Source organism: Nostoc sp. NMS9, from assembly GCF_017114995.1.
Taxonomy (GTDB): domain Bacteria; phylum Cyanobacteriota; class Cyanobacteriia; order Cyanobacteriales; family Nostocaceae; genus Nostoc.
Map to the genome: position 1 here is coordinate 26,453 of NZ_JABXKL010000003.1, position 19,629 is coordinate 46,081.

Genomic DNA, 19,629 nt, shown 5'->3' on the forward strand with positions numbered 1-19,629 from the left:
CATCTGCTGATATGCAAAGCTGTGGATAAATCTTGCCATACAAAACTTTGCAAAACTTTATTATTCACTAATATTTATCGTATATTCGTAATGTCTGCTGAAGAAGGAGTCAATCTAAAAGATGATCGCATCGGAGGCACAAAAGCCACTGACAATCCCACCCAAGGAATTTTTAGCGCCTCCCGGTGATTTCAATCCGACGCTGCTGTTGTTTTCTGTTGCTGTGGCCATGCTGGTGTTATCCAACTTTGGTTACTGGCTTTGGGAATGGCCGCACTGGCTATGCTTTTGCGTTAACACGATTGCCTTGCATTGTGCTGGAACAGTAATTCATGATGCCTGTCACCAATCTGCCCATCGCAACCGGGTGATGAATGCGATGTTAGGGCATGGTAGTGCGTTGATGCTAGCTTTTGCTTTTCCAGTATTTACGCGGGTGCATTTACAGCATCATGGACATGTTAATCATCCTAAAGACGACCCAGATCATTATGTCTCTACGGGTGGCCCGCTGTGGCTGATTGCAGTCCGCTTCTTGTACCACGAGGTGTTTTTCTTTCAACGGCAACTGTGGCGTAAATATGAGCTACTAGAATGGTTTATCAGCCGCTTAATTGTCGGTGTAATTGTTTATACATCAGTGCAATACCACTTTTTGGGTTACATTCTCAATTTTTGGTTTATACCGGCTTTTGTAGTCGGGATAGCACTGGGATTATTTTTCGACTATTTGCCCCATCGTCCTTTTGCAGAGCGCGATCGCTGGAAAAATGCTCGCGTTTATCCTAACCCGATTCTCAATATCTTGATTATGGGACAGAATTACCACTTAATTCATCATTTGTGGCCTTCGATTCCCTGGTATAATTATCAACCTGCATACTATGTGATGAAGCCCCTGTTAGATGAAAAAGGATGTTATCAAACTTCAGGATTGTTGCAGAAAAAGGACTTTTTTGAGTTTGTTTATGACATCTTTTTAGGAATTCGGTTTCATCATCAAAAAGAATAGAGTTATTGCATAAAGCGATGCCTACAGCGGGCTGCACCTACGCATCAAAAATCTCTGATTTCAACAACCACACCCGGAGCAATCGTTTCTAGGACACTATGAACACTAGGTATCAATGGAAGTAAATCAGGTAGGCGATTACTAGACGCCACCAGAACAACGACCGCCACTCCAGCCTGTTGCAAGTTTTGCTGATATCGTAAGTTTTGGTGTGTTGTCGGGAGAACCGTGAAACTCTCCTGCGCCATCAATTGCAAAAGTTCACCATTCTTTTTACCTGACCATCCCATTTCCACAACTGTGCGTACCTCATAATCAGTGAGTTGAAGCCTTAAGGGTCGTGGAACACACTCATCAAGCAGAATTCGCATAGGCAGTTAGCATTTCCTTTGCTAATTCTAGAGTGGCGATTGCTTGCTTACAGCTGACACTGGGAAAGTGATCTAAAAACTCATCCAGTGAATCACCTGCTTCCAGATAATCGAGCAAGGTTTTTATCGGCACACGAGTACCAACAAAAACAGGGGTTCCCCCCAATATATCGGGGTCGCTATGAACAACACGCGACGTTGATGCTATATAGTTAGTATGTGTTCGACAAACTACCTTCCGATCCTAACTCTCGTCGTCTGGGAAATCTCACTATATATTCCATTGTCTCTTTGCAGAGTGCGATCGCTGCCTGACAAAAGTACATCACGATCAAGTCTAGCCTTCATAGTCAACTGAGTGCGATCGCTAAGATAGATGGTTGATTTAGGGACTTCCAAATAAAAGGCTACAAACTCCCCTCAAGATTGACTATTTTCCCAAGAAAAAGGACACTCCCTGTTATCTTCTCGCGAATCAGAAAAATGAAGGGACGATCAACTTTAAAAACTGGTACTGGTAAAGGTGGCTCAGAGCAGCATAAATTTACCATCCCAATAGCTGTTGCGGCTGCTGCTTCAGTACCCTCTTCATTTACATTAACAAAAGCCTGATGGACAACTGCTCCAATGTACAACCCATTTTCTCTGCCATCCATACCAGAGAAATTAGCTTTATTTTCATCAAAACCATCTCTCATCCCCATCGCAATCAAAGTCTCATTTAATTTAAACTGAGAACTGACTCTGAAACGTGGCAGAAATACACGAACCTCTCTCTCTTGAAGTCCCTCTACCCAATTCGCCAGATTTTCCAGGGTTAAGTTGTCTTCAACTTTCCTCAGTCCGTTAATCTGTTTGGGTAACAGAACAAGCATTGATAGATCATTGCCAACGTATGGTAACTGAAGAACCTGTAAGTCCTCGGTTTCTCTGTACCCAAATGTCTCCTGCTGCTCCATCATAGGCACTTGAATCTTTTTGGCAGATGTTATCCAAAATGGAGCTGTTTCCGTGAGGGTATTGTCAAACTTATTTTTCCAGTTTACTTGGAAATAAATCGCATTGACTAAGACTAGACGTGTCAATTCATTCAGAGAATTTACCGGGATCAAATTCTGAATCTTATCCTTAGTTTTTTCAGCAACCCAAGCATTAATAATGTTTTCTGCTGTTTCTGGATCTTTCTGATAATCGACGGCAGTAACTACCACCCCATAAGAATTGTTTACGAGCTTTAAAAACTCTTTAAGCAAAGGATATCCCGTTTGGGGCCATAGTGAATTGGCAGTTTGCAACAGAATTCCTGACCAATCTTGTACTGCTTTCAATTCCATTTCTAGGCAAGCAAATATCTGGTGAAGTTGTTGCTGCCCCGATGTGAAATGGAGAACTTGAGCTATTTGCCTTTCTGTCTCTTTACGAGCACCAGCGTAAGTCATAGCTAATGCTAAAGATATACTGTATGGGGAAAAGAATAGGTTTTTTTCCGTTGACTTAAGTCTTTCATACAAATCAAGAGCAAAAGCAGTGTTTCCCTTCACAATACTTTCGATGTCTGGATTAACTTCTTCTATAGGAGAATCTTTCATCTTCAGACTGGTTTAAAATTTTTTTCACACAGGTATAAGCGACTGTAGAATAGGTTGCGATCGCCTGAATTGAACTTTACCACTGCAATCAAAGATTACGTAATTATTGTTACATAAAGTTTACGTAATTATTTTACGCTTTTGACTTAACTGCTAGCTGTGATGTTTGTAAAGTCCGTCGGCTGGAATTGATTCTCACCAAAAAGAATAGAGTTATTACATAAAGCGATGTCTACGTTGGTAACAGAGCTTTGTAAGGGTTTAGAACTATTTGCTACAAGATTAAATGGCGATCGCATCCCTTGTAAACTCAAGCTGTTGATTCAGCTTTGCATTTGCTTATCTATTTGTGGCAAATGCTGATGTTATCGAACAATTAACCAAATCTTTGTGAGTCCAAACAGGCCGCTAAACTGACTCTACTGAGGAAGCACCGAAACGATAGCCTTTGCCGTAGACTGTGTGAATCAGCACAGTTTCTCTACCTACCTCAATCTTACGCCGCAGCAAACGAATTAATGCCGCAATCACATTACTACTGGGTTGTTCTGACTCTTGCCACAAATTTTGCATAATCTGGGCATGAGTTAGCAATTGTCCACTATGTTCCATAAAGTATTGCAACAACTGGCTTTCTTTTTGCGATAGCTCAATTATTCGTCCTTGGCGATAGGCTACTTGATTTTCACAATCTAGTTCTAAATCAGCAACGGTTAAACGTCCGGTAGTAGTTTCATAAATTTGAGTACCGGAACGACGCAATAAAGCGCGGATTCTTGCTAATAACTCCCGCAGTTCAAAAGGTTTAACCAAATAGTCATCAGCACCAGCATCTAAACCTTGTACGCGGTCATCAAGAGTATCTTTAGCTGTAAGAAACAGAACGGGAGTGGTTTTGCTTTGGCGTCGCAATTCCTGACAAATCTCTAACCCCGTTTTTCCTGGCAGCATCCAATCTAAAATAAGTAGGTCATAACTGCCTGCTTGTGCAAGTTCGTTACCAGATGTCCCATCATAAACGGCATCTACAGCGTAACCCTCACGAGTTAACAAGCGGCTCAAGGGTTGAGTTAGTTCAACTTCATCATCAACTAATAAAATTCTCATGCTACTTGTGGTAAGCATATAGAGATATTCTCAATATTATTCAACTGCCAAGACGCTAAGGATACCAATACAAAAAATGCTGACTGTTGCATTGCCAAAAGGGGAACTACTTAAAAATAGCATCCGCTTGCTACAAGCTGTCGGATTAGATTTTAGTGCTTTTTTAGATTCAGGAACTCGCCAACTTCAAATTCCTGACACTAAGGGAGTTGCAAAAGCTTTACTGGTGCGGGCGCAAGATGTCCCTGTTTATGTAGAATATGGTCAAGCACAACTGGGGGTTGTTGGTTACGATGTGTTGCGAGAGAAACAGCCGCAAGTTGCCCACTTGGTAGATTTACAGTTTGGTCATTGTCGCATGTCGGTGGCGGTAAAAGCATCAAGTTCTTACCGATCGCCTTTAGATTTACCACCGCATGGTAGAGTTGCTTCAAAATATGTGAATTGCGCTCGTGAATATTTCCATAGTCTGGATTTACCTGTGGAAATAGTGCCATTGTATGGTTCAGTAGAGCTAGGTCCAATTACTGGAATGTCAGAGGCGATCGTAGATTTGGTTTCTACAGGGCGAACTTTGCGCGAAAATGGTTTGATTGAAATTGCTAGTCTGTATCAAAGCACGGCGCGATTGATTGCCCATCCTTTGAGTTACCGTCTGAATACGGGTAATCTGAGTGATGTGATTGGCAAGCTGCGGGAGGCCATTTTGGTAGAGGTTTAATATCATTTGTAATTCGTAATAATGTTTCTACAGATGCTCGTTCCTAGCTAACCCTGAACTATTCGTTCGTACAGCCTCTCGTAGAGAAGATATAGCGCTTCTCGTTTGCGTGAGGTACACCTGTAGGGGCACGGCAGTGCCCCTACAGGTGTCAACTTAACGTAAAAACCAGTCTAGACATAGCTTTGAGAGATTGTCTTGTTCCCCTGCTCTGACTGGGAATGCCGTCTTAGAGGCTCCGCCTCAAGACTTGCGGCAAAGCCGCAATGATGTGCATTTTCAGCCTCCGGCTGTAAACGAGGTTTGAAAAGGGTTTCGGCTTAAGTTGACACCAATGGGCACTGCCGTGCCTCTACACCCCAGGATATAATGTTGTACCGCATCTGAATGGGAACCGCTATAGTAATTCGGAATTCAAGTGACTTCCAGATAAAAAATACTCAACTGTTGCTTGTGGGGTGGACATCTAACTACATGTGTTAACTTAACTTAAAAACCAGTCTAGACAAAGCTTTGAAAGATTGCCTATTTCGCAGCCTCAGACTGTGATGCTGTTCATTGGGTTGCTGTCAGCCCAATGAGCAGCATTTCTAGCTTCTGGCTAAAAACTAGGTTTTAAAAGCCCTTACCTTTTGTTGTATAAGACGCGTAGAAACTCACCATATACAAAGATTAAATTTTTTATTTAACCCCTCAGTAAATGGAATCAAAGTTATATTTATATTATTTTTTTGAGCGTTAAAATTGTTTGCGATCGCAAACAATTGAACCAGTATTATTTTGGACAAAATTGTTGATAATAAAAAGCACTTTAAAATTATACTTAACACGTAATCTGATGAGATTCAGTCAAACAAAGTAGGTGAAAATGTGTTTCAGGCTACTCGCCGCCGTCTTGCAATTTGGTACACTGCCGTCACTGCTGTATTGCTGCTACTGTTTGCCAGTGGCGTTTATTTATACTTTCGTACTACACTGATTGAGCGGATTGATGACACCCTTAACCATGTAGTGGAAATAGTGGAGCGTTGCCTCACAACCAGTGGTTGTGCATCTACGCTCATATTTGAGCCAATTAATACTGATGCAGATAAATTTCGCATTAATGTAGAAGCCAGTTTTGGTGATAATACCGACACTGTAGAAGATGACCACATTGACCTAGAATGGTTTAGTCCAACTGGTAAATTACTTTGGTCAACGCTATCTGAACCCCTAAATATTCCCATTCGTGTCAATCGCACTGGTGAAACTGTGCGCGTAGTCAAAGGAGAGAGTAAAAATTCAAAATTTAAAATTCCTAGCTCCCCACTCTTATTACGACAAGTCACCGAACGAGTAGAAGTGAGACGACAAGTATTAGGATATCTGCGCGTTAGTCATCCCTGGTTTGAAGTTACTAAACCTAGTCGCCAGTTAATTTTTGATTTGGCATTAGGTATTGGCTTAATGGTGCTTTCTGTAGGCGCAAGTGGTTGGTTTCTTTCGGGTAAAGCGATGGAACCGGTGGGTGAATCTTATCAACGTCTTAAACAATTCACTGCTGATGCTTCCCACGAACTTAGAAGTCCTATCACTTTGATTCAAACTAATGTGCAAGTTGCGCTTGCTGACTTGGATTTAGCAGAGACAGAAACGACTACTTCTTTGCAATATCGACAACAGTTAAAGGTGGTGGAACGGTTAACGCAGCGTTTGGGTAAGTTAGTCAATGACTTACTCTTCCTAGCAAGACAGGATAGTGGTCTTAGCAAAGATACTTTTTCACCTTGTCCATTGGACGCTTTGCTAATAGAGGTGGTTGAAGAACAACAATTGTTAGTCCCTGAGAAAGAAATCGCCCTTTCTCTAGACTTAGTTGACCCTCCTATCTCTGAAACTAGCCCCGAATTACTGGAAAATTGGTTTACTCTTGTAGGTAATTGGGATCAATTGGTGCGGCTGTTCACAAATTTAATTGCTAACGCTTTGCATTACACTCCAGCAGGTGGACGAGTGAAAGTGGAATTGGCGCGGATAGAAGGAATAAATCGTGTTTCTGGACTACGTAACACCAGTGCCCAGTTGCAAGTTAAGGTGAGTGATACCGGAGTTGGAATTCCAGCCGAAGCGCTACCACGCTTGTTTGACCGCTTTTATCGAGTAGATCCGGCACGTACTCATAGGACGGGGAATACAGCGACAGCCAGTGCTACAGGTTCAGGATTGGGATTAGCGATCGCTCAAGCTATTGTCGAATATCATCACGGTCATATTCAAGTTGAAAGTACCCAAGGCATTGGTGCTACCTTTACTATCACTTTACCAATAACTCTTGAGTCTTAATTCGCGAATAAATTTTTATTTCCTGTGATAGATGTAAGATTTTAGCCCATTCAAATTGACTTTAGTTATTAGCGAGAAAATTTATTTTTTAGCAGTATATTGAATTTGACTATTACACAAATGTGCTTAATGACAATAGACCTCTTGCATAAATCAAAAATAAAGAACGCCACTCCGCATTTGCTGACACAAACGCTCGCCTCCCCGATGCTTTGGGGGTGGGGTGTTAGGGACTTTTGCAAGAGGTCTAATGATTAAGACTTTAAATCTTGAGAATGAAATATTTTCATTTTTTTAGATTATTTCCGTATCCTTAGCTAGATGCGATCAATTGAGTAATTTGTTAAATGTTTAGATGTATTCAACGACCGATAAAACCTAATTTAATTTCCGGTTGGAGAAATCTTTGTCAGAAAAAAAGTTGAAGTTTTTTTAGGAGTTTAGAAAAAATATGAAATTTCAAAATTTCCGCAAGTATAGCAAGTTATTTGGCGCTCTTTGTGGGGGATTCCTGATTAGTCTGCCAGCAATTCCTCAAGCTTTCGCACAAGAATCTACTCCCAAGGTTAAAGAGCCAGGAGCTACTTCTTCAACACTAAACCCAAGTCCCAGCATTTTTAACGAACCACCCTACAAGCGCTCTCAAGCTCCCGTATCACCAGAATCAGGTGTCACACCATCACAACCAGTTCCTCCGGCTGAAGGGCAAGTGTCTCCCGTACCACCACAACCAGTTCCTCCGGCTGAGGGGCAAGTGTCTCCCGTACCACCACAACCAGGTGCTAGACCACCACGCCCAATTCCTGGCGATCGAACTCAACAGCCTTCACCACCTGCGGTTTCTAATGACCAACAACCACTAGTTGAACCACGGCAAACCCCCAGTGCGACGATCGCACTCACTAATGGTATGGTTAATATCAGGTTGGTGAATAATACTGCGGCTAAGATAACTTTTCAAGTGATTGGCGATACGGCACCGCGATCGCTAGAAGGTAAGTCAGATGTAACACTGCAAGCTTTAAAAGCACCAGTAACAGTAACATTTGAACGACAAGATGGTGGACAGTTAATAGTGACTCCACAAGCTTCTTCAGAGCCAGGAAGTTTGGAAGTTACATTTAAGGAAGCCACCAATGCAGCACAGGGCAGAAGTGCTCTAAGAATTGAACGAAACGGTTCAGTGTTCTTGAATTAATTAATTTAGAGCTAGGGCGAAGGTAATTCGCGGCTACACAAATAAGAGCTACACCCACTTGGGGTAAGAGAAAATCAAGCTTTTATAGGTTCTCCCTGTGTAGACGCGGTTTTTAACCGCCCTTTTAACGTTCAATTGACTACTACTTTCGCTGAAGCATTTTAGTTAATTGATCCCGCAATTGCACTTCTTGCTTGCTATCTTGCAATGTCCGCGCCAGTATAATTGCCCTTTCATAAAAATTGCTGGCAGTTAGGTAATTACCTTGTTGCTTATATAACTGGGCATAAGATTCAAAAGATTTTAATTCTTCGCGTAAATTTTGTAATTCTTTCGCGAGTGCTAAACGTTGCTCTAGTAAGTCAAAGGCGCGTTCGTAGCGTCCTACAGCAGTGTGAGCCGTAACTAAACCGTCAATTGCTCGTAATTCATTGGTGCGATCGCGGTTGGTTTTAGCTGTCTGCATTGCTTCACCATAAGTAGCAATGGTATCTTGATAATTTCCAGATGCTAAATAAGCATCTCCTAAATTATTCAAAGTATTTGCTTCACCGATGGCATCGCCAGTCTGACGGCGGAAAGTTAAAGCATTTTCGTACAGTTTAATCGCCTTGTTATAATCTCCCAACCTGGCACTTACTAAACCCAAATTACTCAAAGACAGTCCTTCACCTTCAATATTTTTGACCCCATGAGCAATTGCGAGTGCATCTTCAATTGTTTCACCAGCAGCAGCAGATTCGCCTTTTTGCAGCAGAAATGTACCGATATTATTCAGCACAAAAATCTGAGATTGGAAGTCTTTAGTATCACGAGCGATCGCTAATCCTCTTCTGAAAGCATCTTCTGCCTCTTTTGAACTACCAAGCTGCACATAAGCCTTAGCAAGCAAATTGTACGTCAGACCTTGTGCTTTCAGGTCGCCAATGGAATGATATAGTTCTAATGCCCGCAAACAAGACGCAATTGTTTTGTCGGCATGTCCTGAAGCGTATTCTTGTTGAGCAACACGCAGCAAACCGTCTGCTTCATCTCTTGATTGTCGCCCAACGGAATTATTTAAAGGGCGATGGAGTTGTTCAGAAATATCAACCGCACCCGCTACAGGACTCAGCAAAAAAGTAAACAGTAAAAAGCTGTGTAAAAGTACCTGCGGACAAGAAATCGCACCTACACAAATTAAGCCTACCTTTTGCCAGGGAGATACAAGCCGTTGTTTCATAAAAATTACCCGTAAAGTTGCGGGTTTAAGTAGAAGGTCTAAGAAGAAGTTTTAAGTTTTAAATTGAAGACAATTAATATACGCATTTCTACTTAAGTTTTGATTGAGCTAAATCTTCCCCAAAGTATATGGCGCGGATATCTGTGGGTAATTTGTCCTCTAGCATACGATAGCCTTCTTGGAGAAAATTCGCTACTTCCTTAGGAGCGATCGCTTCTCCTTCAGCTTGTAGATAAGCAGCGATTCTAGTTTCACTCCAGTGGAAAGTTTGAGCCATTAATACAATTAATCGTAAAACTGGCGGTAGTTGGTCTAACGCCTGTTGTACATAGCACCATAGCGGCGGTGAAGTCGCTTGCAGAGAATAATGAATTGCTTCTGTGGGTGGTAGTTTAATCTCATTTATACAGAAAGCTGTCATATTAATTAACCAATTTTGCATGGTCAAGGCTTCCTCACCTGATTCAGACTCAGTTAAGTTTAGTCCACCGAGTTCGTAATAAATATGTCGCCAGGTGAGGGCAAACAGATAATCTGCTTGCACAGGCGATCGCGCCGAATGCCGAATTAAGGTGTAGACTATGGGGCTATAGCGGCAAAAAATCACTGTAAAGTACTTTCCGGCATCTGGATAGCGCTGAAACAGAGTCAGTAGTTCATGGTCACTGTGATGGAACAGCGACTTCACCAGTGGGTGATTAGCTTCGGGAAAATGAGGAATTTGCACAAGTCTTGGAGTTGATAGTTGTTAAAATAGATAGTGTTGGGAATTGCACTCCCCTAGTTAATCGCATAATATCTTGGTGTTGCTCAGTTTGTAGATGAGACTCAGACTAGTTGAGTATTGATAAACTAGAAACAAGGACTTAATTTTAGTCTTAATCGACAATCATAAAATCAACTCTCTTAAAGAATCCTTATTTGTTCATGGTTATAGCAGTTAGTGTCATATCGTTCCTCCTCAGTCCCCTTACTTTAGGCTCCTTTCTGCCTTCCCTGCCCTTAGATAGCCTGTTCTCCACTCAAGGCATTATGGTGATGCTGCTAGCAGCTTATGCTGGTGCCATGTGGATGTTTCTCACCAGTGCCCCAAAAGTACACACTGTAATGGTGTCAGATTTAGAGATTGCCCGACAGTTGTATGAAGGGCTGCTAGATTTGCCAGCAGCTGAGGTGCCATTGCACTACTACTACAACTACGAACAAACTATTGGCGCAACTGGCATCGATCCGTTATATATGTCTACTGGACCGAGCTTGTCTAGCAAAATGATGAATAATGCTAACGATGGGCTGTGGTATCAATTGAAGAAAAACACTCAGTTACACGTCATTACTGGTGCGAGTTTAGGTAGCAAAAATCAGCAACGCCACGTTTGTTTTGACCATGACTGCCTGGAAATGATTTTAATGCGAGTCGAAACGCGCGGTTTGAAATTGAAGATTCGTAACCAGAAACCCCTGAACTTTTTAGTCAAGGACTATGAAGGGCGAGTCATTGAGGTGGCTGAGGTAGCGAATTAGTTCTGAGATTTTAGATTATTTGAGGTTGGGTTTGGCGTAGCTTGCCACTGTAGGCATCGCTAAACCCAATATTTATTTTTAGATTTTGGATTTTAGATTTTGGATTTTGGATTTTGCTGCAAGCGTTACCGCAGGGGTAGGTAAGTAGATAGGTGTAAATAAAGTGGAAAAAATGTACACATCTCACCTATATGAAACAGATTTCTATGATTGGACGCAAAAGCAGGTTAGCTTGCTCAAAACTCAACAGTGGGAACAATTAGATACAGTTAACCTGATTGAAGAAATTGAAACTTTGGGCAGAAGAGAACGGCAAGAATTGCGAAATCGGCTGGGAGTATTGCTAGGACATCTACTAAAATGGCAATTTCAACCTGAAAAACGTAGCAATAGCTGGTTGGGTACAATTCGAGAGCAACGTGTTCAAATTAAGCTGCTTCTGCAAGATAGCCCTAGTTTGAAACCCTATCTCGATGAAGTTTTCTTCAGTGTTTATGAACTAGGTTTGGCTTTAGCGATTCGAGAAACTGAGTTGGGTGAAAATGTTTTTCCAGAAATCTGTCCCTACACTTTAGATCAAACTTTGAATCCTAAATTATTACCAAATTTTAATCAGGTTGATGAACAGGGCGAGTAATTACCCCAATACTATTATTTTCTCACCGTAAACTGTGGCAAATAAAAGCAGCCCAGTAATGAGGAAGTGAAAAGGGAAATTGCTGAGTAGAGTTTTCGATTTTTTTAATTTGTCTGTTCAATTTAGTATACATATTATATTCAAGCTTCCATTGTTGATATTCGATAGAATCTGAAGGATATTTTTTTCTATTTCCTATTAATTCTTTTTCCCTTGCTTCTACTTCCTGAAATATTTTATTTAGGTCTAATTTTGTAAATTCTCGTAGCTGAATTTGGGGGGGTTAACTTGAATTTCGCCAGCTAATACGCGATCTTCGCGTCTGAGATTTTCCCAAACTTGTTGTTTTTGGGTTTCTAAAGATGCGATCGCTTCATTATAAGCTTCCCAAGCAGCGCGTGTGTCACTGCGATTATTTTCAGATTTATGGCTTTGGCGTTCTTGGTCAATTTGCCATTGCAGTGCTTCATACTGCTGCAATAATTCTTAGACTTTTGGGGGAATTTCTTCGCCTTTAGAGAGGTTGTAGCTTGCCATTAAGTCTACCAGGCGTTTAGAACGCGATCGCTCTGAATATTCAAAAGCTTTTTCTATTTGTCCAGCATTGATGCAGGCTTGCACCATGTTTTCGTAAATGCCGATAGAATTTTCTAGAATCTTTTGACGGCGTAATTCAGACTTTACCCAACTGCGGCTAGTCTCTACTGCTTGTATAGCAATACTATAAGCTTTAATAGCTTCGTCCCAGCATTCATATTTAAAAGCTGTATCCTTCCCTACTAGCGTTGGGGAGTAAGATTCAAAGCCTAAAAGGAGAGAGGTCAGACTGTATTGCATACAAACGAAAAACGCTATAATGTTCCATTTCCACTCAGGCTAAAATAGGTAAATCCCTAACAGAGATGATTTATGAACCAGCCAATATCTGAGAGAGTGCGCTGGACTACCGCCGACTTAGAGTTGTTTCCAGATAACGGGAATCGCTATGAAATTATCGACGGGGAATTATTTGTGACTAGAGCGCCTCATTGGAAGCATCAAAAAACCTGTGTCAGAATTAGCACTTCCTTGGATAACTGGTCACAAATTACTGGTCTGGGAGAAGTTGTGACTGCTCCAGGAATAATTTTTGGCGATAATGATAATGTTATTCCCGATGTTGTCTGGGCTAGCAACGAAAGATTGCCTTTACTTTTAGACGAGGCGGGGCATTTGACTGGTGCGCCAGAACTGGTTGTAGAGGTGCTATCTGCTGGTAGTGAAAATGAAAAGCGGGACAGAGAACTAAAACTTAAGCTCTACTCATCACGAGGTGTCAGAGAATATTGGATTGTAGATTGGCGCAAGCAACAGGTGGAAGTATATAGACGCGAACAAGCAAGTTTAAAGTTAGTTGCTACATTGTTTAATGGTGATGAATTGAGTTCACCCATATTGCCTAATTTTACTTGTGCGATCGCACAAGTATTTAATTAATAAAATTACGAATTACGAATTACGAATTACGTCTGATGTGAATTAGAAACGCCGCTTATTCCATAAGGGTTTCTAGATTCGCTCAAAATCATAGTTTTGGGATTACCTATGAAATTACAAGGGTTTCAAAGCTTAATTCACATTAAACGTGAATTAGTTAATTGTGCTGTAAAAATTCAACTTTGGGCAACAACGGGTCAGTCACAATACCCACACCGTTAAAACCCCAGCGTTTGAGCAAATTTCCTAACTGTGTACGCGCAATAGATTCCACAGCAAAGCGATTTGCCACTTCTGCTGCATGGGTGTTGAGATAGCTAAGGGCGTCAAAGTTTTCTTGAAATAGCAATAAATAACCTGATGTTTCAGCATCAGGACGAGCTATAAGATAATTCCCGTCAGTTTTTGAGCGCACCAAGTAATAGACATCGGACAGCATGGAAATGAAGTTTGTTAGGGAGAAAAAAAGTCCTTCAAATAAAAAACATAGAGGAATATCGCACAACTTTAATTTCCGAGTATCCCTCATTGCTTTAACATCAAAAATGTAAAATATTTATTTATCCAAATTTGCCGCTGACATAATCTCTGGTATCTTCCTGCTGAGGATTGTTGAAAATTACTTCTGTTGCATCATACTCTACCATATAGCCATTACGGGTTCCTGTTTCTGAAGTCCGAACATTAAAAAAGGCTGTCTTATCAGAAACACGTGCTGCTTGCTGCATGTTATGGGTGACAATGACAATAGTATATTGCTCTTTAAGTTCGTGAATCAGTTCTTCAACACGCAAGGTGGAAATGGGGTCAAGAGCGGAGCAAGGTTCATCCATCAGTATAATTTCAGGTTGTACTGCGATCGCGCGAGCAATACATAACCGTTGTTGTTGTCCACCCGATAAAGATGAGCCACTTTGCTGTAGTTTATCTTTGACTTCATCCCACAAAGCTGCTTTTCTGAGACTGCTTTCTACCAATTCATCCAAATTACCTTTATAGCCGTTGATTTTGGCTCCAAAAGTAATATTGTCATAAATTGATTTAGGAAATGGGTTTGGTCTTTGAAACACCATTCCAATTCTCCGACGCACTTCTACAGGGTCGATGTCGGATGCATACAAATTTTTATCGTAAAAAAGTATTTTACCTTCTGCCCGAAATGACTCAATCAGGTCATTGAGACGGTTATAGCATCGCAACAACGTACTTTTACCACAACCAGAAGGGCCGATAAAAGCTGTCACTTGATTTTTCGGTATATCTAGCCAAATATTCTGTAAGGCTAAAAACTTGCCATAGTAAACGTTGAGATTTTCAGTGCGTAAAACGGTTTCAGTGTTATTCACTGTCCTAGTGTTGGTAGCCATAAATTAAATCTAGTGTTGGTTTAAACGATGGGATTTGCACTGTGGATGGTTGTTTACTAAGCTTTTTTGCGAGTTGCCCAGCGAGCGATGATACTTGTGATTAGAACCATCAAAACCAAAATTAAAGATGCTGCCCAAGCTAGAGATTGCCAATTTTTAAACGGAGAAATGGCGTATTTGTAAACTAAAACAGCCAGGGAAGCTGTTGGTTGGAATAAACCATCTGGCCAAAAGTTAGAAAATAGGGCAGTAAATAGCAAAGGTGCGGTTTCTCCAGATGCTCTGGCGATCGCTAGCGTTGCCCCAGTTACAATAGCTGGTAAAGCTGCTGGTAAGACTACTTGACTCACCGTTTGAAAGTTAGTCGCTCCCAACCCTACAGATGCTTGTCGCAAATCTTGCGATACTAACTGTAACGCTTCATCAGTAGTTCGCAGAATAATTGGCAACATCAAAATTGCCAGTGCAAACCCTCCAGCTAGAGCTGAATACGATCCTAAGTTCAACTTTACCATTGTCAAAACTACAATCCCATAGGCAAATACCCCAGCAATAATTGAGGGGACTCCACTAAGGACATTAGCTGCAAAACGCACCCATCTAGCTACTCTCGCCGAACTAAATTCTGTGATGTAAATCGCCCCTAAAACTCCAAAGGGAATACTAATCAAGGCAGCAATTCCTACCATCAGCAGCGTGCCTAAAATGGCATTACCAAAGCCTCCTCCTTTTTGGAGAGCTTTGGGTGGCAATTCAACAAACACGGCCAGATTCAGACTGCTAAAGCCTTTAATAATCACGTAAGAAAGCACTGCTAGCAAAGGTAAAAGTGCCAATACTCCGCAGGTAAAAGCGATGACGGTCATCACTGTATTAAACAGTGTCCTTTGAGACGTGGGGGAGCGAGTTAAACTGCGCTCTGGAAAATTAGAAGTCATAATTTAACCCAAAACTAAGCTATATTCGCTTGACTCTCAGAACGATCAACTCTGCCAGAATATTGACTACCAGTGTCAAAAAAAATAGAATTAAAGCCGCGTACATTAAAGCCGCAACTTGCAAACCACTCGCTTCTGAGAATTGATTTGCCAGTAGAGAAGAAATCGTATTGGCTGGTGCTAAAAGAGAAAGACTGATGTTGTTGGAGTTGCCGATTAACATCGTTACAGCCATTGTTTCTCCCATTGCCCGCCCAAGTCCCAGCATCACAGCACTCACTATGCCCGAAAAGGCTGCTGGGATAAGAACTTGTAAAATAGTTTCCCAGCGTGTTGCTCCTAGTCCTATAGAGGCTTGGCGCAAACTTGGGGGTACAGAAATCAAGGCATCGCGGGATAAGGCTGTGATGATGGGCAAAGTCATAATCGCTAAGATGACTCCCGCCGGCAACATTCCTGGGCCTGTAGGAGAAGTGCTAAAAAATGGTAGCCAGCCAAAGTAACCATTGAGCCATTTTCCCAAGTTGGTTAAGATTGGCACTAAAACGAAAATACCCCAAACTCCGTAGACAACGCTGGGAATAGCTGCAAGCAGTTCTACTGCAAAAACCAGTACCAGCTTCACTTTAGCAGGCAAAAAATCCTCGCTCAGTACAATAGCAGTACCAACCCCAATTGGCACTGCTATCAGCAGACCAATAAAAGAACTCACAAGAGTTCCATAAATTTGGGGTAGCACCCCATAGCTATCATTAACCGGGTTCCAAGTGGTGTTGACTAAAAAGCCAGCACCAAACTTTTGGATAGCAGGCCAAGAGGCAATTGCAACCTGCGACCCGATCCATAATAAAGTCCCAGCAACTCCAAAAGCGAAAATTTTAGTCAGCCAAATAAAACCCAAATCTAAGGATTTTTCAGCGTCAGAGCGATTTTTCATCGCTGATGAAAGATTTTGAGAATTTGTAGTCATGAATACCGACTTTCAGAATTAAATCAGAGAAAAATATGGGAGGCAACCAGATTAGTAAAATTGTCGCCTCATCATCTATTTAAACTGATACAATAGTAACTCCATGTTCAAAGTTACTACTGAATAAGCGTGTTTGATTGCTTACTTGCTAGCGCTACTACCACTGGCGACAGAAATTTTATATTCTGGGCTGATTTGGTCAGCAGCAGCAGCCACCTTTGTGATGACATTGGGCGGTAGAGGAACATATCCTAATGCACTAGCCTGCTTCTGTCCATCAGTTAAAGCGTATTCGATCGCAGCTTCAATCGCCTTGGCTTTTGCCGCATTGGGATATTTCTTGTAAGCCAAAATCCAGGTGTAAGTGACGATGGGATAGGAATCAGCCCCTTCGGGATCGGAAATGAAGGAGCGGAGATTTGCGGGTAGAGGTACTGATTCGAGAGTTTTAGAAGCTGATTCCTCACTAGCTACAACAAACTTACCGCCTTTGTTTTCCAAAGCAGCAAACTTGAGACTATTTTGTTTGGCATAGCCATACTCGACATAGCCAATGGAACCTTGAGTTTGTTGGATTTGGGCAGTAACGCCCTCGTTACCTTTAGCCCCTACTCCCTTAGGCCAGTTGACAGTTTTGCCCTCACCAACTTTACTCTTCCACTCAGGGCTGATAGCGCTGAGGTGTTTTGTGAACACACCCGTAGTTCCGCTACCATCGGAACGATAAACAACTGTGATTGACTCTTTCGGAAGCTTTGCACCTGGGTTAGCCTTGGCAATTTGGGCATCATCCCAAGACGTGATTTTGCCTAGTAGAATATCGGCGTAAACTGCTCGTGGGAGCTTGAGTTCTGGAACATCAGGCAAGTTGTAAGCCAACACGATGCTACCAGCAGTCACAGGCAGTAAAATAACGCCTCTATCTGCTGGTACTTTCTGGATTTCTTCATCCTTCATTGCGACATCGCTGGCACCAAAGTCTACAGTGCCTTTGATAAATTGTTCAACTCCAGAACCGCTACCAACTGATGCATAGTCAACTTGCAGATTGGGATATTTTTTGTTTAAATCTGTGAACCAGGTATCGTACAGTGGTGCCGGAAAAGACGCACCAGCCCCGCTTAACTTTACGGTTCCGCCAAGGTCTAATTTAGCTGTGCTAGAAGCAGTAGTATCTGTAGCAGTGCCAGAAGGCGCATCCTTGGTGGCTGTATTATCTGGTGCTTGCTGTCCGCCACAAGCTGTTAGGCTGATTGTCAGTGCTAACACTGAAATTGAACCTGTGAGGCGATGAATTTTTGTTGCACTAAGACGTGAGAGCATCGCTATCAATTTTTTAGTAACTTTTCAGGTGAGCGTTTCTAAGATACTCCCAAAGGACAACAATAGAGATTAACGAAAGGTTAACAAAGCAATAAAGATACTTGTTTTTTTGATGAAGAGCAAACCCTGCTTTTTAGTTTTTATTGATAAATTTTATACTCTTACTTTAAGTTTAAGATAGAAATATTACTAGAGTAAGTTTGTTATACCTATTTACAAAAATTTATTGATAGTGTAACTTTGTTGGTCAAGTAATCAAAAAAGTATATAAATATTAATTAAGATTAAGCATTAAACACTTTGTAGCTAAATTTAGGCACTACTCTGCAAGACTAATATAAATACTAATATAAATAATGTTAATTTACCATATTTTAGGTTAAATACCAGAATTCACAGCACGCCTCAGCCAAGAAAATCAGATAATAGACACCTCAGCTACAATTCGTAGAACTGAAAAATTACATACCAAAAAGGCAAAAGAAAATATGCTAGTTCCTAAGATGTAAGCACAAATTTCATTTCAATATTAATGAATATACTAGTTGCTGTTGGTTTTTCCTTTTGCTTTTCCTTGGTTGCCTGATAAATGTTTGCTGCTTCCAATCAATTACTATGGTCTATGATTGGCTTACTCCTGACAATGGGTGGTACCTTCTTAGAAGTTTATGGCATCACCTTACCTTGGACTTGGAGTCAGCACGGAATTCAGACTTTTTCTTTAGGTGTCACTTTTCAAATTGGCGCAGTATTGTTGGTGGGTTGTTTAGGGGGAAAAAATGCGGGTGCGCTCTCGCAAATTGCCTATTTAGTCATGGGGTTAACCTTATTACCAGTATTTGCCGATGGCGGCGGTATTGGTTATGTCAAGCTGTCTCAGTTTGGCTATTTACTAGGCTTTATTCCTGGAGCTTGGATTTGTGGCTTAGTTGCCTTTAAAGCGAGACCTCGACTAGAAACTCTTGCCTTTAGTTGTGTCTGTGGCTTGTTAACTCTCCACCTATGCGGTATTACTTATTTGATTATTAGCTATCTTTTTCAGTGGAAAGGCACAGAAAATCTAACCTTGATGCAAGCAATCCTTAGATACTCCTGGTTTGCACTACCAGGTCAACTAACTGTGGTCTGTGCAGTTACTGTAATAGCATATATATTGCGTCACTTAATGTTTTATTAGTTCATTGTTATTGTCCTTTGTCATTTGTCAAAAGCTCATGACCAATGACCAATGACCAATGACCAATGACCAATGACCAATGACTAATTTGCCATGCGTTTAAAAAATCGTCTTTTCTGGATCGCTGCCTTCATCGCTTTTTTCTTAGACCAAATAACAAAGTACTGGGTAGTACAAAGCTTTAGCTTGGGGCAGACACTACCACTGTTACCTGGAATATTTCACTTCACCTATGTTACTAATACTGGTGCGGCTTTTAGTCTGTTGAGTGGGAAAGTAGAGTGGTTGCGCTGGCTATCTTTAGGAGTGAGTTTAGTCTTGATAGCGTTGGCGTTAATTGGCCCAACATTAAATTTGTGGGATCAGTTAGGCTATGGCTTGATTTTAGGTGGAGCTATGGGCAACGGTATCGATCGTTTTGTTTTAGGCTATGTCGTTGATTTTCTTGATTTTCGCCTAATAAACTTTGCTGTATTTAATGTGGCAGATTCATTTATTAGTATCGGTATTGTTTGCCTGTTAATTGCTTCCTTGCAAAAAACACCGACTTCAACTGGCAGATCCCATTAAACTATTAAGCCTGGGATGATTAATCCCAGGCTATTGACTTAGTGAAACCCTTGCTTAGTCTTATATGCGAAGACTTTACGTATAAGGTTTTATCAATTTTTA

General features: G+C 41.3%; 22 protein-coding genes. 9 read left to right on the forward strand and 13 right to left on the reverse strand.

Annotated features, from left to right (window positions below):
- Positions 1 to 121 precede the first annotated feature (121 nt).
- Positions 122 to 1,012, forward strand: coding sequence for a beta-carotene hydroxylase (gene crtR, locus HWQ40_RS01275; protein WP_292774515.1), 891 nt, complete (start codon positions 122 to 124; stop codon positions 1,010 to 1,012).
- 44 nt (positions 1,013 to 1,056) lie between these two features.
- On the opposite strand, the gene HWQ40_RS01280 is transcribed toward crtR, so the two are convergent.
- From HWQ40_RS01280 to rppA, 4 genes are all read right to left on the reverse strand, one after another.
- The gene (locus HWQ40_RS01280; protein WP_292774517.1) at positions 1,057 to 1,383 is read right to left on the reverse strand and encodes a hypothetical protein; all 327 of its coding nucleotides are present in this window, start codon (positions 1,381 to 1,383) and stop codon (positions 1,057 to 1,059) included.
- On the reverse strand, positions 1,367 to 1,591 hold the full coding sequence (locus HWQ40_RS01285; RefSeq protein WP_292774555.1) for a DUF433 domain-containing protein: 225 nt from the start codon (positions 1,589 to 1,591) through the stop codon (positions 1,367 to 1,369). Before HWQ40_RS01285 ends, HWQ40_RS01280 begins: the two co-directional genes overlap by 17 nt.
- 199 nt (positions 1,592 to 1,790) lie before the next feature.
- The gene (locus HWQ40_RS01290) at positions 1,791 to 2,972 is read right to left on the reverse strand and encodes a serpin family protein (RefSeq protein WP_292774518.1); all 1,182 of its coding nucleotides are present in this window, start codon (positions 2,970 to 2,972) and stop codon (positions 1,791 to 1,793) included.
- A 408-nt stretch (positions 2,973 to 3,380) separates the two neighbouring features.
- Entirely contained in the window at positions 3,381 to 4,079 is a 699-nt protein-coding gene (rppA, locus tag HWQ40_RS01295; RefSeq protein WP_292774556.1) for a two-component system response regulator RppA, read from the reverse strand.
- A 76-nt stretch (positions 4,080 to 4,155) separates the two neighbouring features.
- Here rppA and hisG point away from each other — a divergent pair, with 76 nt between their 5' ends.
- From hisG to HWQ40_RS01310, 3 genes are all read left to right on the forward strand, one after another.
- A complete protein-coding gene (gene hisG, locus HWQ40_RS01300) occupies positions 4,156 to 4,800 on the forward strand; it encodes an ATP phosphoribosyltransferase (protein ID WP_292774519.1) in 645 nt (214 codons plus the stop codon).
- A gap of 870 nt (positions 4,801 to 5,670) precedes the next feature.
- Entirely contained in the window at positions 5,671 to 7,125 is a 1,455-nt protein-coding gene (locus tag HWQ40_RS01305) for an ATP-binding protein (protein ID WP_292774520.1), read from the forward strand.
- Positions 7,126 to 7,576: 451 nt separating this feature from the next.
- The gene (locus HWQ40_RS01310) at positions 7,577 to 8,323 is read left to right on the forward strand and encodes a hypothetical protein (protein WP_292774521.1); all 747 of its coding nucleotides are present in this window, start codon (positions 7,577 to 7,579) and stop codon (positions 8,321 to 8,323) included.
- Between the two features lie 142 nt (positions 8,324 to 8,465).
- Here HWQ40_RS01310 and HWQ40_RS01315 read toward each other — a convergent pair whose 3' ends face one another.
- Complete coding sequence (locus HWQ40_RS01315; RefSeq protein ID WP_292774522.1) at positions 8,466 to 9,545, reverse strand: tetratricopeptide repeat protein; 1,080 nt, start codon at positions 9,543 to 9,545, stop codon at positions 8,466 to 8,468.
- 88 nt (positions 9,546 to 9,633) lie between these two features.
- Complete coding sequence (locus tag HWQ40_RS01320) at positions 9,634 to 10,272, reverse strand: sigma-70 family RNA polymerase sigma factor (RefSeq protein ID WP_292774524.1); 639 nt, start codon at positions 10,270 to 10,272, stop codon at positions 9,634 to 9,636.
- A 200-nt stretch (positions 10,273 to 10,472) separates the two neighbouring features.
- Here HWQ40_RS01320 and HWQ40_RS01325 point away from each other — a divergent pair, with 200 nt between their 5' ends.
- Positions 10,473 to 11,069 carry a glyoxalase-like domain protein gene (locus tag HWQ40_RS01325; protein WP_104909553.1) on the forward strand — a complete coding sequence of 199 codons (597 nt, stop codon included), beginning with the start codon at positions 10,473 to 10,475 and terminating at the stop codon, positions 11,067 to 11,069.
- Positions 11,070 to 11,241: 172 nt separating this feature from the next.
- On the forward strand, positions 11,242 to 11,706 hold the full coding sequence (locus HWQ40_RS01330) for a DUF29 domain-containing protein (protein WP_292774525.1): 465 nt from the start codon (positions 11,242 to 11,244) through the stop codon (positions 11,704 to 11,706).
- A gap of 246 nt (positions 11,707 to 11,952) precedes the next feature.
- On the opposite strand, the gene HWQ40_RS01335 is transcribed toward HWQ40_RS01330, so the two are convergent.
- A complete protein-coding gene (locus tag HWQ40_RS01335; RefSeq protein ID WP_292774526.1) occupies positions 11,953 to 12,186 on the reverse strand; it encodes a hypothetical protein in 234 nt (77 codons plus the stop codon).
- A gap of 6 nt (positions 12,187 to 12,192) precedes the next feature.
- A complete protein-coding gene (locus HWQ40_RS01340) occupies positions 12,193 to 12,543 on the reverse strand; it encodes a hypothetical protein (RefSeq protein WP_292774528.1) in 351 nt (116 codons plus the stop codon).
- A gap of 72 nt (positions 12,544 to 12,615) precedes the next feature.
- On the opposite strand from HWQ40_RS01340, the gene HWQ40_RS01345 reads away from it, so the two are divergent.
- Entirely contained in the window at positions 12,616 to 13,182 is a 567-nt protein-coding gene (locus tag HWQ40_RS01345; protein ID WP_292774529.1) for a Uma2 family endonuclease, read from the forward strand.
- A gap of 157 nt (positions 13,183 to 13,339) precedes the next feature.
- Here the strand turns inward: HWQ40_RS01345 and HWQ40_RS01350 are convergent, their stop codons facing one another.
- The 5 genes from HWQ40_RS01350 to pstS form a co-directional block, all read right to left on the reverse strand.
- Entirely contained in the window at positions 13,340 to 13,621 is a 282-nt protein-coding gene (locus HWQ40_RS01350; RefSeq protein WP_292774530.1) for a hypothetical protein, read from the reverse strand.
- Positions 13,622 to 13,742: 121 nt separating this feature from the next.
- Positions 13,743 to 14,549 (reverse strand): phosphate ABC transporter ATP-binding protein PstB, encoded by an 807-nt coding sequence (gene pstB, locus HWQ40_RS01355; RefSeq protein WP_292774531.1) that lies wholly within the window; start codon positions 14,547 to 14,549, stop codon positions 13,743 to 13,745.
- 56 nt (positions 14,550 to 14,605) lie between these two features.
- Positions 14,606 to 15,487: a phosphate ABC transporter permease PstA gene (pstA, locus tag HWQ40_RS01360; protein WP_292774532.1), complete on the reverse strand. Its 882-nt coding sequence runs from the start codon at positions 15,485 to 15,487 to the stop codon at positions 14,606 to 14,608.
- A 19-nt stretch (positions 15,488 to 15,506) separates the two neighbouring features.
- On the reverse strand, positions 15,507 to 16,457 hold the full coding sequence (pstC, locus tag HWQ40_RS01365) for a phosphate ABC transporter permease subunit PstC (RefSeq protein ID WP_292774533.1): 951 nt from the start codon (positions 16,455 to 16,457) through the stop codon (positions 15,507 to 15,509).
- Between the two features lie 141 nt (positions 16,458 to 16,598).
- Complete coding sequence (pstS, locus tag HWQ40_RS01370; RefSeq protein ID WP_292774534.1) at positions 16,599 to 17,780, reverse strand: phosphate ABC transporter substrate-binding protein PstS; 1,182 nt, start codon at positions 17,778 to 17,780, stop codon at positions 16,599 to 16,601.
- 589 nt (positions 17,781 to 18,369) lie between these two features.
- On the opposite strand from pstS, the gene HWQ40_RS01375 reads away from it, so the two are divergent.
- Together HWQ40_RS01375 and lspA are read left to right on the forward strand one after the other, a co-directional pair.
- A complete protein-coding gene (locus HWQ40_RS01375) occupies positions 18,370 to 18,957 on the forward strand; it encodes a biotin transporter BioY (RefSeq protein WP_292774535.1) in 588 nt (195 codons plus the stop codon).
- 93 nt (positions 18,958 to 19,050) lie between these two features.
- Positions 19,051 to 19,527 carry a signal peptidase II gene (gene lspA, locus HWQ40_RS01380; RefSeq protein WP_292774536.1) on the forward strand — a complete coding sequence of 159 codons (477 nt, stop codon included), beginning with the start codon at positions 19,051 to 19,053 and terminating at the stop codon, positions 19,525 to 19,527.
- Positions 19,528 to 19,629: the final 102 nt, after the last annotated feature.